Source organism: Devosia sp. XK-2 (genome assembly GCF_037113415.1).
GTDB lineage: Bacteria > Pseudomonadota > Alphaproteobacteria > Rhizobiales > Devosiaceae > Devosia.
On record NZ_CP146608.1, the window covers coordinates 1,027,784 to 1,042,156 of the forward strand.

Genomic DNA, 14,373 nt, shown 5'->3' on the forward strand with positions numbered 1-14,373 from the left:
GGTGACAATGCGGTCTGTCCTGCTCGATTGGGCAGCGGGCATTGAAGACAGCGAACTATGTGACATCGCCTTTAACTGGCCCGTCTGGGCCATGCCGCATCAATTGCCGCCGGCCGGGGACTGGACCACCTGGCTGTTGTTGGGTGGGCGCGGCGCCGGCAAGACAAGAGCAGGCGCTGAATGGGTGCGCATGCTGGTCGATCAGGGCATTGGTCCCATTGCCCTAGTGGGTGAAACCATGACCGAGGCCGAAGCGGTGATGGTGCGCGGCGAGAGCGGCATATTGAGGGTCTGTCCGCCCGATAACCGGCCCAAATTCAGCGGCAATGTGCTGAGCTGGCCCAATGGCGTGGAAGCCCATGTACTGCCGGCCTCGGAGCCTGAACGCTTTCGTGGGCCGCAATTTGCGGCAGCCTGGTGCGATGAGACCGGCAAATGGAAAAAGGCCGAGGCGGCCTTCGACATGCTGCAATTCGGGCTGCGGCTGGGCACACGGCCCCGCCAATTGGTGACGACCACGCCGCGCAGCACCAAGCTGACGAAGCGCCTGATGGCCGACAAGCAGACCGTGATCACCAGCGCCGAGACCAAGGTGAACAAGCACCTGGCGGACGCCTTTATGGCCGCGGTGGTGGCGCGCTACAAGGATTCCGTGCTGGGCCGGCAGGAACTCGATGGTGAGATGATCGAGGACCGGCCCGATGCCCTTTGGCAGCGGCGCATGTTCCACCCGCCCGGGGACGCAGCAATGGAGAGGATCGTTGTCGCCGTCGATCCGCCGGTGACGGGTACAGAGCGCTCGGACGCCTGCGGCATTGTCGTGGCGGGACGGGCAGGCGAAGGCGCCGTGGTGCTGGAAGATGCAACGCTCAGGGGTGTGCGCCCGGACATGTGGGCGGCGCGAGCGGTGGCGGCGTTTCATGCCCATGAGGCCGATTGCATCGTCGTTGAGGTCAACCAGGGCGGCGATCTGGTGCGGCAGGTGCTGGCACAAGTCGATGGTGCAGTGCCGGTGCGCACAGTACGGGCCAGTCGCGGTAAATGGGTGCGCGCCGAGCCGGTGGCGGCGCTCTATGCGCGCGGACTGGTGTCCCATGTGTCCGGGCTGACAGCGCTCGAAGATGAGCTTTGCGCTTTCGGGCCGGACGGGAAAGCCGAAGGGCACTCGCCCGACCGCGTCGATGCGCTCGTTTGGGCGCTGACGGAATTGGTGCTGAATGAGACAAGGCCACGGGTCCGCGGCCTCTAGCGGGCGATCAGTCGTAACGCGCTAACTCAAACGGGCGCATTCGGCACAAAGAGGCTTTCCGCCGGTACCCGAACGCCAGTTTTCGGCCTCGATATTGTTGCCCGTATTGCAGTTGGAATTGTTGTGGTGAACATCGGCCTTGACCGAATGCCACGGGGATTTCTTGGCCATTTGGGAACCACCTCATTGGGGATTGCTGGCCCGAAGGCTGAACGATTCTGGGGGATGTCGAAATCCGGACTGCTCCGGAAAGGACTTCTCCGTATCCGAGGGAACAAAAGATGCCCAACTTCCTGAACCGCCTGTTTGGCGGACGGACGAACATGCCCAGCGAAACCAAGAGTTTTGCCGGGCATACCATGCTGACGCTGAGCCAGTTGGGGCCTGCACAGTGGAGCGGGCGGGGCTATGCGAGCCTGGTCAATCAGGGTTTCATGCGTAATCCCGTGGTCTATCGCTGCGTGCGGTTGATTGCCGAGGCGGCGAACCGGGTGCCGTTGGTGGTCAAGGCCGATGGCCGGACTGTGAGCGAGCATCCGCTGCAAGCGCTGCTGCAAAGGCCCAATGGGCGGCAATCGGGCGCCGAAATGCTCGAGGCCGTCTATGCGTATCTCCAAACGGCCGGCAATGCCTATCTGCAGGCCGGAATCGTTGATGGCGCGGTGCGGACTTTGTTCGTGTTGCGGCCGGACCGGATGAGCGTGGTCGCCGGGCGCGATGGCTGGCCGGTGGCCTATGACTATAAGGCCGGGGGCAGGGCGACGCGGATTTCGCAGGAGCCGCTGCCCGTTCCCGGCGTGCTGCATATGGCGCTGTTCCATCCGCTCGACGACCACTATGGCATGGGGCCGCTGGAGGCGGCGCAGACCAGTCTGGACATCCACAATGCCTCGGCCCAGTGGAACAAGGCACTGCTCGACAATGCGGCGCGGCCGAGTGGGGCGCTGGTCTATTCGGCAGGGGCAGGGAGCCTGACCGAGGAGCAGTTCAACCGCTTGAAAGAGGAGATGGAAGCCCAGTTTTCCGGCGCCGCCAATGCCGGCAGGCCCATGGTGCTCGATGGCGGGCTCGACTGGAAAACCATTGCCCTCAGCCCGCGCGACATGGACTTCATCGAAGCCCGGCACGCGGCGGCGCGGGACATTGCCCTGGCCTTCGGCGTCCCGCCCTTGCTGCTCGGCATTCCGGGCGACAACACTTACGCGAACCTGGCCGAAGCCAATCGGGCGCTGTGGCGGCAGACCCTGGTGCCGCTGGTGGTGCGGGTGAGCCAGGAACTGAGCGAGTGGTTGGGACCGGCCTTTGAAGGGGCAGAAGTCGTTCCGGACTTCGAGGGTGTCGAGGCGCTGGCCGAGGACCGAGCGGCGCTCTGGGCGCGCGTGGGGTCTGCCGACTTCCTAAGCGATGCGGAGAAGCGGGAGCTGGTGGGCATGGGAACGGATCGGGATTGAACGGATGGACGAGCTGACAAAAACCGTCATCGAGCGCGGCGACCTGGCTCATCTCGCTCTCTTCCTCTGGGCAAGCGGTTCGAGTGCCTTGCTCGTGTGGAGCCTGAGGGAGATGGCGAAGGTGAATCAACACTTCAACGACTTCGTGCAGGAGATCGCACAGTTGAATCGGCTTTTCCGGAAGGAGGACTAAGCCCATGACGGATAAACAGAATCGCGAGGGCGCGCAGCAGACGTTCCGGCAATTTGCCTGGAACCTGGCCGGCACGCTGGCCGACAAGCAACGGGCGGCACCCCGGCCGCGTTCGAGTGGGACGAAGCGCGGATGAGTGCCATTCCCATAGACGCGGAAGGGCGGTTTGCCGGCTATGCGAGCGTGTTCAATAGGCTCGACAGTGGCGGCGATATCGTCCTGCCGGGGGCCTTTGCGAAAAGCCTCGCCAAGCGGCGTGGCCGGATACGGCTGTTGTTCCAGCATGACCCCAAGGAGCCGGTGGGTACCTGGGAGAGCATGGGCGAGGACGGTCACGGCCTGTTCGTCAGTGGGCGGCTGGTGCCGGGCGTACCGCGTTCGGATGCGCTGCGGCGGCTCATTGAGAACCGGGCGCTCGATGGATTGTCCATCGGCTTCCGCACGGTCAAGGCCAGCCGCCGGGACGGCAACCGCCTGCTGCATGAGATCGACCTCTATGAGGTTTCGATCGTCACCTTTCCGATGATGGAGGACGCGCGCATCGCCGCCCCCCTCACCGCCGGCGCGGCCATTGCCGCCGCCACGAAAACTATCCGCAACCGATAGAAGGAAACCGACATGGATCGGATCGACGACGGCCTTGAAACCAAGGCCGGCGCAGGGGGCGATATTGCCGCGCTCTTCGCCGAATTCTCCTCTGCATTCGAGGAATTCAAGGCCACCAATGACCAGCGTCTGAAGGAGATCGAAAAGCGCGGTACGGCCGACGGCCTGATCGAGGGCAAGCTTGAGCGGCTCAACCGCGTCATTGACGGGCACAAGGCTGCCATGGATCGCCTGAGCGCCGAACGCGGGCGCCCGGCCATTGAGGGCAAGGGCGGCAGCCTGCCCGACGGCGAATACAAGGAAGCCTTTTCGGCCTATGTGAAGCATGGCGAGGAAAAGGCGCTGCAGATCGGCGTCAATGCCGATGGCGGCTATGTGGTGCCGGCCGAAGTCGAGACTGAGATCACGCGGCTGATGACCCATATCTCGCCCATTCGCGCCATTGCCGGTGTGCGGCAGGTGTCGGGCTCGGTCTATAAGCGGCCGATTACGGTATCCGGCCCGGCAACCGGCTGGGTAGGCGAGGCGGCGGCACGTCCCACCACCAATAGCCAGACCCTGGCGGAGCTGAGTTACCCGACGACCGAACTCTATGCCATGCCAGCGGCCACCTCGGCCTTTCTCGACGATGCGGCGGTGGATGTTGGCCAGTGGATTGCCGACGAGGTCAATGCGGCCTTTGCGGCGCAGGAAACCACGGCTTTCGTGACCGGTGACGGCAGCAACAAGCCCAATGGCTTCCTTAACGCCACCAAGGTGGCCGAGGCGAGCTGGAGCTGGGGCAATCTGGGTTATCTCGCCACCGGCGTTTCCGGGGCGCTGCCAGCGAGCAATGCCAGCGACGTGCTGATTGACTTGGTCTATGCGCTGAAGGCCGGCTACCGCCAGAACGCGACCTGGGTGATGAACCGCAAGACGCAAGGGGCATTGCGCAAACTCAACGACGCTGACGGCAATTACCTCTGGCAACCGGCAGCGGCGGCCGACGGGCGCGCCAGCTTCATGGGCTTCCCGCTGGTCGAGGCCGAGGACATGCCCAATATCGGCGCCAACTCGTTCTCACTGGCCTTTGGCGACTTCCGACGAGGTTATCTGATCGTGGATCGTCAGGGCGTCTCGGTGCTGCGCGACCCGTTCAGCTCGAAACCCTATGTGCTGTTCTACACGACGAAGAGGGTTGGCGGCGGGATCGCCGATTATGACGCGATCAAGCTGCTGAAATTCGGCGTGTCGTGAGAGCCGTGATCCTGCTCATCTGAAGGGGAGGGCCTGCGCTCCGGTGCTCACGTACTCATAGTACGCTCCGCTCCGGTGCTCGGGCCTCCCCTTCACCTGACTCAGGCTGACGACCCTCACTTCGCGCCGTGCCCCATACAATATCGGGAAGTACAACATGACTGCATATCTCCTGGCGGGGCCCGCCGAGGAGCCGGTTTCGCTTGCCGAGGCCAAGGCTTTTCTCAAGGTCGATGACACGACGGAAGACGGACTGATCACCACGCTGATCGGAGCGGCACGGCTACATATTGAAGGCGTGACCGGCAAGGCGCTGCTGGCTCAGAGCTGGCGGGTCGTGCTCGATGACTGGCCCGAAGGCGGGACCGCGAAGCTGCCGGTTTCGCCACTGATTTCGGTGACGGCTATTACCGCGACCGACGACAATGGCGGCAGCCACGACATCGCGCTGGCGCAGTTTCTGAGCGAGCCCGATCGGCTGATTGTGCCCCGCGTCGTGGTCGGTATGCCCGCACTGCAGGAGCGCCAGGGGCTCGAAATTGATTATGTCGCCGGCTATGGCACCGCGCCGGGCGATGTGCCTGCCGACCTGAGGCAGGCATTGTTGGGCTTGGTCGCCCATTGGTATGAGCATCGCGACGCGGTGATTGTTGCCGGCTCGGGCGCTATCGTGCCCCCGGGTTTTAACCGGGCTGTGGCCGGCTATAAGCGGGTGCGGCTATGAGCGGGGAGAAGATCCCGGCCATCGGCACGCTGACCGACCGCGTCCAACTCAAGCGTCGCGAAACCTCAAGCGATGGCGTCGGTGGGCATGAGCGCCTCTATGTGCCGGTGACCCATCTCTGGGCCCGGGTGCGTAGCCTTTCGGGCCGCCAGGGCACCAATGCCGATGGGCGGGTGGTCGCCATCTCTCATAGCGTGGTCCTGCGCTTCCGCAATGATGTCTCCCCGGGTGACCGGATCGTCTATCGCGGCCGGAATCTCGATGTGGTGAGCATGGCCGACCTCAATGGGCGGCGGGCCTATCTCAGCTGCGCCTGCAGCGAAACCAGTTTTACGGGGTAGACCATGCACCCGATTGCGAGTTTGCAGGCGGCACTGGTGACCGTGCTGGACGCCGATGCAACACTGACCGCGCTGATCGGGGCAGGGGGCGTATTCGACGCACCGCCCCGCGACCGGCCAGTGCCCTATGTGGTGATCGACCGGCACGACATGCGTCAACATGATGGCGATGCGTCGCCGGGCCAGGAGCACCGATTGCTACTGCATTGCTGGAGCGACCAGCCCAGTCGGCGCGCTGCGCTTGATATTGCCGAACGGGTCATTGCCGTGGCGCTGGCGGGGATCGTGCCAGCCGGACTGACGGTGACCCATGGCGAACATATACGCACCGAAACGGGCGTGGATACGGCCACCGGCCAGGCCCGGGCAGCGGTGACTTTGCGGTTTTTCAGCGAATAGTGGAGACATGCCATGGCAGCGCAAAGCGGCAAGGACATGCTTTTAAAGCTCGACCAGACCGGGTCGGGGAGTTTTCTCACAGTGGCGGGACTTCGTACCCGCAGCCTCAACTTCAATGCGGCCAGCGTCGACACCACGGATCAGGAAAGCGCCGGGCGTTGGCGCGAGCTGCTGGCCGGAGGTGGCGTGAAGCGGGCCTCGGTTTCGGGTGCTGGTGTGTTCAAGGACCAAAGTTCGGACGCTACAATCCGCAGCCTGTTCTTTGCCGGCACAATCCGCAACTGGCAGCTCATCCTGCCGCATTTCGGCACCGTGGAAGGGCCCTTTCAGATCGTGGCGCTGGAATTTTCCGCCGACCACGCGGGGGAGGTGACCTTCGATCTGGCGCTGGAAAGCGCGGGCGAAGTGACGTTCGCGGCGATTTAGAGGGCAACAATGACGAATATTCATCGTGGTGAAATCGCGGCCGAGATCGGTGGCGAGACGAGAACGCTTTGCCTGACGCTGGGGGCGCTGGCGGAGTTGGAAGCGCGGCTGGGGGCGGGGGATCTGGCCGGATTGGCGGAGCGGTTTGGCGCGGGGCGGGTCTCGGCCAAGGACCTGACGGCCATTCTGGGCGCCGGTCTGCGAGGCGGCGGTAATGCCGTGAGCGACGACGATCTGGCTCGCATGAGCGTGGAAGGCGGCTTGCGCGGTGCGGCGGAAATCGCTGTGCGCCTGCTCAAGGCGACATTTGGAGAGACCGAATGAGGCCCTTTCCCTGGAAACAGGCAATGGGCTTTGGGCTGGGCGTGTTGCGCCTGCCGCCGCGCGATTTCTGGGCGATGACGCCACGCGAGCTGGCCAGCGCCTGGGGCGCAGTGATGGGCGATCGGGCCGGGCCGCTGGAACGGCGCGAACTCGATGGATTGATGGAGCAATTTCCCGATGGCCGGTGACCTTTTTGGCAATACGTTTCGAGACGAGCTGAGTGACGTCAATGATGAGCTGGGGCGGATCAGCGACCTGGCTCAAGGTGTCGCCAGCGCGGTCAGCCGGGCTTTTCGCGGGGCGGTGACAGACGGGAAGTCGTTTCGCTCTGTCCTGAGCGACATCGCCAATGCCTTTGCCGACATTGCTCTTAAAGCTGCATTCAAACCGCTGGGAACGCTGGTCGGCGGGCTGGTTGAAAACCTGTTCACCGCGACCAATCCAACGGTGGCCCCATTCGCCAAGGGCGGCGTGATAGCCGCGCCAAGCTATTTCCCGCTTGGGCAGGGGTTGGGTCTGGCTGGCGAGGCAGGGCCGGAAGCGATCATGCCCCTGCAGCGCGGGCCCGATGGGCGGTTGGGCGTGACCGGTGGTGGCGGCGGAGTGGTCAATGTCACCTTCAATGTGACCGCGAGCGACGCGCGCAGCTTTGCCGCCAGCGAAGCGGAAGTGAGCGCGATGTTGTTGCGAGCGGTGCGGCGGGGCTCCCGCAGCACTTGATGTTCTGGCGATGCGGGCCTGCAGGCCGCGGATTCTGTGCGCCGTGGTGCGACAATGGAGATCGAATAGATGGCTTTTCACAATGTTCGTTTCCCGCTCGATATTGCGCTTGGGGCGCGGGGCGGGCCGGAGCGAAAGACGGATATTGTGACGCTGGCCGGGGGCGGCGAAGCGCGCAATGGGCGCTGGGCGCATTCGCGGCGGCGCTACAATGCCGGCTATGGCGTCAAGTCTCGGGCCGACATGCAGGCCGTGCTGGCCTTTTTTGAGGAAAGGCGCGGCCGTCTGCATGGTTTTTTGTGGCGCGATGGGCTGGACCATTCTTCGGGGAGCGCGTTGCCGCAACCGGCTGACCAGGTGCTCGGCACCGGCGATGGCGTTCAAACGGTCTTTCAACTGAGCAAGACCTATGGGGGCACGTTCGATCCCCTATCTGCGGCCCATTGCCAAGCCGGTCGCGGGCAGCGTCCGCGTCGCGGTCGATGGTGTGGAGGCGCTGAGCGGATGGAGCGTGGACGGGACCACCGGTCAGATCAGCTTTGACAGCGCCCCGGAAGCAGGCGCCAGCGTTTCGGCTGGCTTTCTGTTCGATGTGCCGGTGCGCTTTGATACCGAGCGGCTTGATATTGAGCTCAACGGCTTCGATGGAGCCGAAGTGCCAAATATTCCATTGGTGGAGATCCTGCCATGAGGACGCTGCCAGAGGCGCTGGCCGCGCATCTGGACCAAGGGGAGACCACCACCGCCCATTGCTGGCGGGTGCTGCGCAGCGATGGGATCGTGCTGGGCTTTACCGACCATGACCTGGCGCTCATCGTCGAAGGCACCGAATGCCGCCCCATGCACGGGCTGGACGGCGGCGAAGTGCCGTCACGACTGGGTCAGCAGGTGGAGACCGGGGAGGTGCTCGGCATTCTCTATAGTGACGCGATTGCCGAAGAGGACATTCTGCTCGGGCGCTATGATGGTGCGCGGGTGGAAACCTGGCTTCTCAATTGGGCAGAGCCGGGGCAGCGCGTGCGTCTGAGGGTCGACACGATCGGTGAGATCGTGCGCGAGGATGGCCTGTTCCGGGCTGAACTGCGCTCGCCCCAACAGGGCCTGAACGTGACCAGAGGACGTATGTTCCAGGGGCTGTGTGACGCCATGGTCGGCGACCAGCGTTGCGGGATCGATCTCGATGCGCTCGGGCACAAAGGCGAAGCGATGGTGGTCGGCAAGATTGACGACTTTCAACTGCGCGTCAGCGGACTTTCGGGTTTCGAGGAGGGGTGGTTTGCCTTTGGCACCGCGCGCTGGACGAGTGGAAAGCGGTCGGGTCTGAGCGATCCCGTGCTGACGCACCGCCGCGACGCAGATGGCGACGTGCTCGGCTTTGGCCAGCGCGTGGGCGAATGGTGCGCCATCGGGGACAGTCTGGACGTGCATGTGGGATGCGACCGCCGGTTTGCGACCTGCAAGTCCAAATTCGCCAATGCCGTCAATTTTCGCGGTTTTCCGCATATTCCGGGCAGCGACTTTGTGCTGCGCCATCCGCGCGCCGGCTATGACATGGACGGACGGGCGGTGGTGCCGTGATGCAGGATCAAATTGTCGACGCAGCTCGGGCCTGGCTGGGCACGCCCTATCGGCACCGGGCCTCGACGCTGGGGGCGGGCTGCGACTGCTTGGGATTGCTGCGCGGCGTCTGGCGTAAACTATATGGCGATGAGCCGGCCATTGTGCCGGCCTATCGCGCCAATTGGCGTGGCCAGGGGCACGACGCAAGCCTGCGCCTGGCGGCCGAGCGATTTCTGATGCCTGCAGCCGGTCCGGGCGAGGCGGGACAGATCGTGCTGTTTCGCCTCGGCGGGGCCGCCGAGCCGCGCCATTGCGGCATTCTGGTCGCGCCGGACAGGTTCATCCACGCGCAGGAACATCTGGGCGTGGTCGAGGCCAATCTGACGGCGGCATGGCTGAGCCGGGTGAGCGGGTTCTATTGGTTTCCGGGCAGTAGCACCGATGCGGCAGATTGAACCGCGCCGCCCTCGGACTTGATCCGAGGGCCACTTCGCACCCCAACCAAATTACCAGTGCTTGCGTCGGCGGGCCCTCGGGTGGAGCCCGTGGGCGGCGCAACGGGTGTTGATGGTTCGAAAAAAGGAACAAAGACATGGCCACACTGGCACTATCGGTTGCCGGTCAGTTTGCCGGTGGGCTGCTGGGCGGTCCTATCGGCGCGACCGTTGGGCGGGCGCTTGGCGCCTTGGCGGGCAGTGCCGTTGATGGGCTGCTGTTCGGCCAGCGGGACCAGGCGGCCGAGGGGCCGCTATTCGACGTCCGGCTGGGGGCGTCGAGCGAAGGCCTGGCGGTGCCGCGGCTTTATGGCTGGGGGCGCCTTTCGGGCAACATCATCTGGGCGCGCGAGCTGATACGCCATGTCAGCGAAACCGCCGGGTCCAAGGGCCTGTCACCCGCGCCGGAAGAGAGCGAGGAAATCCTCGCCAGCTTTGCCATCGCCTTCTGTGAGGGCGAGGTGGCGCGTTTGGGGCGGATTTGGGCGGATGGGCAATTGCTCGATACGCGCGGGCTTAATCTGCGCTTTTATCATGGGGATGAAGACCAGACGCCGGACAGCCTGATCGAGGCCGTTCAGGGCCCGGGCAAGGCGCCTGCCTATCGCGGGCTCTGCTATCTGGTGGTGGAGAACCTGCCCCTGAGCCGGTTCGGCAACCGCATTCCCCAGCTTTCGGCCGAATTATGCCGCGTGGTGGGCGATCTGGAGCCGGCCATCCGCGCGGTCACCATCATTCCGGGGGCGACCGAATTCGGCTATGATCCGACGCCGCGCGTGCGCGTGGTGGGACCGGGGGCGGGCACCAGCGAAAATGCGCATCTGATCGCCGGAACCAGCAATTGGAGCTGGTCGCTCGACGAGCTGCAGGCGCTCTGCCCCAATCTCGAACATGTTGCGCTGGTGGTGAGCTGGTTTGGCGACGATCTGCGCTGCGGATCCTGCACAATAGCGCCGCGCGTCGAAGGGGCAGATCGCACGATCGAGGGCACGGAATGGAGCGTGGGTGGTATCACCCGCGCCACGGCCCAGGTGGTGACCAGCCATGACGGCGGGCCAGCCTATGGCGGCACGCCATCCGATGCATCGGTACGGGCCGCCATTGCCGATCTCAAGGCGCGCGGTCTCAAGGTGACGCTCTATCCCTTCGTGCTGATGGACATCGCACCGGGCAATGGCCTTGCCGATCCCTATGGCGGCAGCGAACAGGGGGCCTATCCCTGGCGCGGACGGCTGACCTGTTCACCGGCGCCGGGCCGGCCCGGTTCGCCCGATGGCACGGCCGCCGCCGGCGCACAGACTGCCGCCTTTGTGCCCGGCTACCGAGAGATGGTGCTGCACTATGCCCAATTGGCGGCAGTGGCCGGTGGCGTCGATGCCATGCTGATCGGGTCGGAAATGGTGGCGCTGACCAGTGTGCAGGGAGCGGGCAACAGCTTTCCATTCGTCGAGGCGCTGGTGGACCTGGCCGCAGATGTGCGCGCGATTGTCGGGCCGGGGACAAAGCTGACCTATGCGGCCGACTGGAGCGAATATTCGGGTTGTCAGAAGGACGGCGCGAAATTCTTCCATCTCGATCCGCTTTGGGCATCGGCCAATATCGATGCCATTGGTATCGACTGCTACGTGCCGCTGGCCGATTGGCGCGATGGCGAGGCCCATCTTGACCTGGCGCTGGCCGGAACCGGCTATGAGCTGAACTATCTGGAAGCCAATATTGCCGGCGGCGAGGGCTTCGACTGGTACTATGCCAGCGACGCGGACCGGCGGGCGCAGACCAGAACGCCGATTGCCGACGGGGCGTATGGCGAAGCCTGGATATGGCGCTACAAGGATATCGCCGCCTTTTGGGGACAGCAGCATTTCGACCGCCCGGATGGCGTTCGCAGCGCCACGCCGACGGCCTGGGTGCCGGGGTCAAAGAAGATATGGCTAACCGAAGTCGGGTGCGGCGCGGTCGACAAGGGAGCCAATCAGCCCAATATTTTCGACGATGCCAAAAGCGCCGAAAACGGCCGGCCACACTTTTCGAATGGGACGCCTGACGCTCTGATCCAGCGACAGGTCTTGCGGGCGCATCACCGCCATTGGAACAATACGGACGTCAACCCCGCGGGCATGGTCGATACCGGGCGGCTCTATTGCTGGACCTGGGATGCGCGGCCTTTTCCGGCCTTTCCGGCGCAATCGGGCATATGGTCCGATGGGGTCAATCATGCGACGGGCCATTGGTTGACAGGTCGACTGGGCGCACTGGCCAGCGACGAACTGGCCACCACTGTCGCCGCTGAATATGCCTGCCCCATCGAGGCCGCGCCGTCCGCACCGTTGATCGGCGGCCTGACCGTTTCAGGGACCGGAACGGCACGCGATCTCATCGAACCCATCCTGGAGCTGACGGGGCAGACCCTCGCGGCGCGGGAGGACAAGCTGGTGGGCATCGCCCACGGACCGGGCACGGTGACCCATATCGAGCCGGAGACTTTGGCACAGACCGAGGCGCCAGTGCTGTCGCGGCGGCGCGGCAACGGCGCGGAAAAACCGACACGTCTCACCTTAGGGCATTTCGACCGCGAGCGCGACTACCTCACAGCGACCTCGGCAGCCCTGCGGGCAGGACCGGGTCCGACACTGTCGCAAAGCATGCCGATCGTTTTGGACAATTCGGCCGCCCGCCGGGCTGCCGAACGCCTGCTCGATCTGCGGTCCGCCGGCGACGACGGGATCGAATTCGCGCTGCCCCCGGACCGGCTGGCGATCGAGCCCGGAGACAGACTGACGCTGACCGGCCTGGCCGAGCAGCCATTTATGGTCAGCGAAATTCGCGATGGTGCGGTTCGCCGCATATCGGCCATAGCGCTGCGGCGGGGTGACGCTCTGGCTGGCGGTGTCGAGCGGCCGCGCGGGCAATTACCCATGCCGCTCGCGGCCGTCGCGCCGGCAATTGCGACCGCGCATCTGCCGCCCCCGCCGTCCGATCCGCTGCGGAGCCGGCTCGTCGTGGGCGCCTATGCAAAACCATGGCCCGGGCGGGTGACGGTTTCCGATGATGCCACCGACGGGGCGCTGGCTGGGCTGGCAAGACCCGCAGCGCTCGGACAAACCCTCTCGTCCCTGCTGCTGCCGGGTCAGGAAGGACGCTGGGATCGCGGGCCGGGCCTCGATATCGACCTGTGGTCGGGGCATCTGGCCGATATTGAACCGCTATCGGTTCTTTCCGGCAGCAACCGGCTGATCGTCGAAACTGATGCCGGCGCGTGGGAGGTTCTGGGGTTCGCCTCGGCCGAACTCATCGGCCCCGGTCAGTACAGGCTAACAAACCTGCTGCGCGGACTCGACGGGTCCGGCCACGCCATAGGTCCGGTATCGATTGGGCGGCGGATCATGGTGTTCGACCAGAATACGGGTGCCATCCCGATCGACGCGAGCTGGATCGGAGAGACCAGGAACCTGCGCGTTACAAGCCCGGGCGATGGTGCCGGTCAAGTGCTGCCGGTAACTCTTGGCATCGCTCCGGCACTGCCAATGGCGCCGGTGCACCTCTCGGGCGTGACGCTTCCTGGTGGCGACATCGTTTTGCGCTGGACGCGCCGCAGCCGGGCCGATGCCGATGGCTGGGGCATTGGCGAGGCGCCTCTCGAGCACCTGCCGGAGAGTTGGCTGATCGACATTGTCGATGCCGGTCTACCCACCCGCACGCTCACCTCGGCAGGCACCACCGTCACTTATGGGGCGAGTGAACAGGCAGCCGATTTCGGCGGCCCGGCGAACGATTTTGCATTCACGGTGCGGCAGGTCAGTCCGGTCTTCGGTGCCGGGCATGCCGGTTTGGGAGAATTTCATGGCTGATGCGCGCTTCGAGGCCTGCCTGACACAGATCTTGAGACATGAGGGTGGATATGTGGACCACCCCGCCGATCCCGGCGGGGCCACCAATATGGGCATAACGCGCAAGACGCTGGCCCGCTGGCGCAACATATCGCCATGGTGGGCGCTGCCCAAAATCGAAGTCAAGCAACTGGGCAGAGCCGAAGCGGCGGTCATCTATAAGGCTGGATACTGGGACCAGTGCCGGGCCGAGGAGATGCCGCCGGGCGTCGACCTTGCCATGTTCGACTATGCGGTCAATTCGGGCCCTGACCGGGCCATTCGCGCATTGCAGAGCATTCTTGCCGTGGCGGTGGATGGCCGGGTGGGGCCGCTGACGCTTGGTGCTTTGGCGCGGCGGGACGCGGCCAAATTGATCGAGGCGCTGTGCGACCGCCGGCTCGGTTTCCTCAAGGCGCTTTCGACTTTCCCGATTTTTGGGCGCGGCTGGACGGGCCGCGTCGAAACCGTGCGCGCGGCCGCCCTGGCGGAAGCGCCCAAAAGCAGTTCATCAACCTCAGGAGATTGGATCATGGACATTCTTTCAGGCTACAAGACTTATATCGTTGCCGCCTTCATGCTGCTGGCCGGGCTGGCGCAGATGGCGGGTATCGACCTGCCGGCGCTCGAAAGCGGCTCGTCCGGCAGCCTGGTGCTGGAAGCCCTGGCGATTCTGTTCCTGCGGCGCGGCCTCAAGGGCGATATCGGGAAAGCCTGAGGGTAAATGTGTGGAAATCGGGGGTGCTTTGCCGCATTCATGTCCCATTCAGTTTGCAGCCGCTAA

The 14,373-nt window shown here is 64.6% G+C and carries 18 protein-coding genes and 1 pseudogene; 18 read left to right on the forward strand and 1 reads right to left on the reverse strand.

Going from position 1 to position 14,373, the window contains the following annotated elements:
- Nucleotides 1-7: 7 nt before the first annotated feature.
- Complete coding sequence (locus V8Z65_RS04970; protein WP_338722949.1) at nucleotides 8-1,249, forward strand: terminase family protein; 1,242 nt, start codon at nucleotides 8-10, stop codon at nucleotides 1,247-1,249.
- A gap of 21 nt (nucleotides 1,250-1,270) precedes the next feature.
- On the opposite strand, the gene V8Z65_RS04975 is transcribed toward V8Z65_RS04970, so the two are convergent.
- Complete coding sequence (locus V8Z65_RS04975) at nucleotides 1,271-1,420, reverse strand: hypothetical protein (RefSeq protein ID WP_338722950.1); 150 nt, start codon at nucleotides 1,418-1,420, stop codon at nucleotides 1,271-1,273.
- Between the two features lie 110 nt (nucleotides 1,421-1,530).
- On the opposite strand from V8Z65_RS04975, the gene V8Z65_RS04980 reads away from it, so the two are divergent.
- From V8Z65_RS04980 to V8Z65_RS05060, 17 genes and pseudogenes are all read left to right on the forward strand, one after another.
- Nucleotides 1,531-2,700, forward strand: a complete 1,170-nt coding sequence (locus V8Z65_RS04980; protein WP_338722952.1) for a phage portal protein — start codon at nucleotides 1,531-1,533, stop codon at nucleotides 2,698-2,700.
- Between the two features lie 4 nt (nucleotides 2,701-2,704).
- Nucleotides 2,705-2,893: a hypothetical protein gene (locus V8Z65_RS04985; RefSeq protein WP_338722953.1), complete on the forward strand. Its 189-nt coding sequence runs from the start codon at nucleotides 2,705-2,707 to the stop codon at nucleotides 2,891-2,893.
- A gap of 4 nt (nucleotides 2,894-2,897) precedes the next feature.
- Entirely contained in the window at nucleotides 2,898-3,029 is a 132-nt protein-coding gene (locus V8Z65_RS04990; RefSeq protein ID WP_338722955.1) for a hypothetical protein, read from the forward strand.
- On the forward strand, nucleotides 3,026-3,499 hold the full coding sequence (locus tag V8Z65_RS04995; protein WP_338722956.1) for an HK97 family phage prohead protease: 474 nt from the start codon (nucleotides 3,026-3,028) through the stop codon (nucleotides 3,497-3,499). The genes V8Z65_RS04990 and V8Z65_RS04995 overlap by 4 nt, the downstream gene beginning before the upstream one ends.
- Nucleotides 3,500-3,511: 12 nt before the next feature.
- Complete coding sequence (locus V8Z65_RS05000; RefSeq protein WP_338722957.1) at nucleotides 3,512-4,735, forward strand: phage major capsid protein; 1,224 nt, start codon at nucleotides 3,512-3,514, stop codon at nucleotides 4,733-4,735.
- A 157-nt stretch (nucleotides 4,736-4,892) separates the two neighbouring features.
- The gene (locus V8Z65_RS05005) at nucleotides 4,893-5,459 is read left to right on the forward strand and encodes a phage head-tail connector protein (RefSeq protein WP_338722958.1); all 567 of its coding nucleotides are present in this window, start codon (nucleotides 4,893-4,895) and stop codon (nucleotides 5,457-5,459) included.
- Nucleotides 5,456-5,800, forward strand: a complete 345-nt coding sequence (locus V8Z65_RS05010) for a phage head closure protein (RefSeq protein ID WP_338722959.1) — start codon at nucleotides 5,456-5,458, stop codon at nucleotides 5,798-5,800. The genes V8Z65_RS05005 and V8Z65_RS05010 overlap by 4 nt, the downstream gene beginning before the upstream one ends.
- A 3-nt stretch (nucleotides 5,801-5,803) precedes the next feature.
- Nucleotides 5,804-6,199, forward strand: a complete 396-nt coding sequence (locus V8Z65_RS05015; RefSeq protein WP_338722960.1) for a DUF3168 domain-containing protein — start codon at nucleotides 5,804-5,806, stop codon at nucleotides 6,197-6,199.
- A gap of 12 nt (nucleotides 6,200-6,211) precedes the next feature.
- Nucleotides 6,212-6,625 (forward strand): phage major tail protein, TP901-1 family, encoded by a 414-nt coding sequence (locus V8Z65_RS05020; protein WP_338722962.1) that lies wholly within the window; start codon nucleotides 6,212-6,214, stop codon nucleotides 6,623-6,625.
- Nucleotides 6,626-6,634: 9 nt separating this feature from the next.
- A complete protein-coding gene (locus tag V8Z65_RS05025) occupies nucleotides 6,635-6,949 on the forward strand; it encodes a gene transfer agent family protein (protein ID WP_338722963.1) in 315 nt (104 codons plus the stop codon).
- The gene (locus V8Z65_RS05030) at nucleotides 6,946-7,137 is read left to right on the forward strand and encodes a rcc01693 family protein (protein WP_338722964.1); all 192 of its coding nucleotides are present in this window, start codon (nucleotides 6,946-6,948) and stop codon (nucleotides 7,135-7,137) included. The genes V8Z65_RS05025 and V8Z65_RS05030 overlap by 4 nt, the downstream gene beginning before the upstream one ends.
- The gene (locus V8Z65_RS05035) at nucleotides 7,127-7,669 is read left to right on the forward strand and encodes a phage tail tape measure protein (protein WP_338722965.1); all 543 of its coding nucleotides are present in this window, start codon (nucleotides 7,127-7,129) and stop codon (nucleotides 7,667-7,669) included. Before V8Z65_RS05030 ends, V8Z65_RS05035 begins: the two co-directional genes overlap by 11 nt.
- 69 nt (nucleotides 7,670-7,738) lie before the next feature.
- Nucleotides 7,739-8,360, forward strand: a pseudogene (locus V8Z65_RS05040) (DUF2460 domain-containing protein).
- Nucleotides 8,357-9,247, forward strand: a complete 891-nt coding sequence (locus V8Z65_RS05045) for a DUF2163 domain-containing protein (protein ID WP_338722966.1) — start codon at nucleotides 8,357-8,359, stop codon at nucleotides 9,245-9,247. The pseudogene V8Z65_RS05040 and the gene V8Z65_RS05045 overlap by 4 nt, the downstream one beginning before the upstream one ends.
- Entirely contained in the window at nucleotides 9,247-9,684 is a 438-nt protein-coding gene (locus tag V8Z65_RS05050; RefSeq protein WP_338722968.1) for a hypothetical protein, read from the forward strand. Before V8Z65_RS05045 ends, V8Z65_RS05050 begins: the two co-directional genes overlap by 1 nt.
- 137 nt (nucleotides 9,685-9,821) lie before the next feature.
- On the forward strand, nucleotides 9,822-13,571 hold the full coding sequence (locus tag V8Z65_RS05055) for a glycoside hydrolase/phage tail family protein (protein ID WP_338722969.1): 3,750 nt from the start codon (nucleotides 9,822-9,824) through the stop codon (nucleotides 13,569-13,571).
- Entirely contained in the window at nucleotides 13,564-14,307 is a 744-nt protein-coding gene (locus V8Z65_RS05060) for a glycoside hydrolase family 108 protein (protein ID WP_338722970.1), read from the forward strand. Before V8Z65_RS05055 ends, V8Z65_RS05060 begins: the two co-directional genes overlap by 8 nt.
- Nucleotides 14,308-14,373: the final 66 nt, after the last annotated feature.

Excerpts from the sequence above, each read along its gene's own strand:
- V8Z65_RS04970 (WP_338722949.1), top strand. The coding sequence starts at position 8 with ATGCGGTCTGTCCTGCTCGATTGGGCAGCGGGCATTGAAGACAGCGAA.
- V8Z65_RS04975 (WP_338722950.1), bottom strand. The coding sequence starts at position 1,420 with ATGGCCAAGAAATCCCCGTGGCATTCGGTCAAGGCCGATGTTCACCAC.
- V8Z65_RS04980 (WP_338722952.1), top strand. The coding sequence starts at position 1,531 with ATGCCCAACTTCCTGAACCGCCTGTTTGGCGGACGGACGAACATGCCC.
- V8Z65_RS04985 (WP_338722953.1), top strand. The coding sequence starts at position 2,705 with ATGGACGAGCTGACAAAAACCGTCATCGAGCGCGGCGACCTGGCTCAT.
- V8Z65_RS04990 (WP_338722955.1), top strand. The coding sequence starts at position 2,898 with ATGACGGATAAACAGAATCGCGAGGGCGCGCAGCAGACGTTCCGGCAA.
- V8Z65_RS04995 (WP_338722956.1), top strand. The coding sequence starts at position 3,026 with ATGAGTGCCATTCCCATAGACGCGGAAGGGCGGTTTGCCGGCTATGCG.
- V8Z65_RS05000 (WP_338722957.1), top strand. The coding sequence starts at position 3,512 with ATGGATCGGATCGACGACGGCCTTGAAACCAAGGCCGGCGCAGGGGGC.
- V8Z65_RS05005 (WP_338722958.1), top strand. The coding sequence starts at position 4,893 with ATGACTGCATATCTCCTGGCGGGGCCCGCCGAGGAGCCGGTTTCGCTT.
- V8Z65_RS05010 (WP_338722959.1), top strand. The coding sequence starts at position 5,456 with ATGAGCGGGGAGAAGATCCCGGCCATCGGCACGCTGACCGACCGCGTC.
- V8Z65_RS05015 (WP_338722960.1), top strand. The coding sequence starts at position 5,804 with ATGCACCCGATTGCGAGTTTGCAGGCGGCACTGGTGACCGTGCTGGAC.
- V8Z65_RS05020 (WP_338722962.1), top strand. The coding sequence starts at position 6,212 with ATGGCAGCGCAAAGCGGCAAGGACATGCTTTTAAAGCTCGACCAGACC.
- V8Z65_RS05025 (WP_338722963.1), top strand. The coding sequence starts at position 6,635 with ATGACGAATATTCATCGTGGTGAAATCGCGGCCGAGATCGGTGGCGAG.
- V8Z65_RS05030 (WP_338722964.1), top strand. The coding sequence starts at position 6,946 with ATGAGGCCCTTTCCCTGGAAACAGGCAATGGGCTTTGGGCTGGGCGTG.
- V8Z65_RS05035 (WP_338722965.1), top strand. The coding sequence starts at position 7,127 with ATGGCCGGTGACCTTTTTGGCAATACGTTTCGAGACGAGCTGAGTGAC.
- V8Z65_RS05045 (WP_338722966.1), top strand. The coding sequence starts at position 8,357 with ATGAGGACGCTGCCAGAGGCGCTGGCCGCGCATCTGGACCAAGGGGAG.
- V8Z65_RS05050 (WP_338722968.1), top strand. The coding sequence starts at position 9,247 with ATGCAGGATCAAATTGTCGACGCAGCTCGGGCCTGGCTGGGCACGCCC.
- V8Z65_RS05055 (WP_338722969.1), top strand. The coding sequence starts at position 9,822 with ATGGCCACACTGGCACTATCGGTTGCCGGTCAGTTTGCCGGTGGGCTG.
- V8Z65_RS05060 (WP_338722970.1), top strand. The coding sequence starts at position 13,564 with ATGGCTGATGCGCGCTTCGAGGCCTGCCTGACACAGATCTTGAGACAT.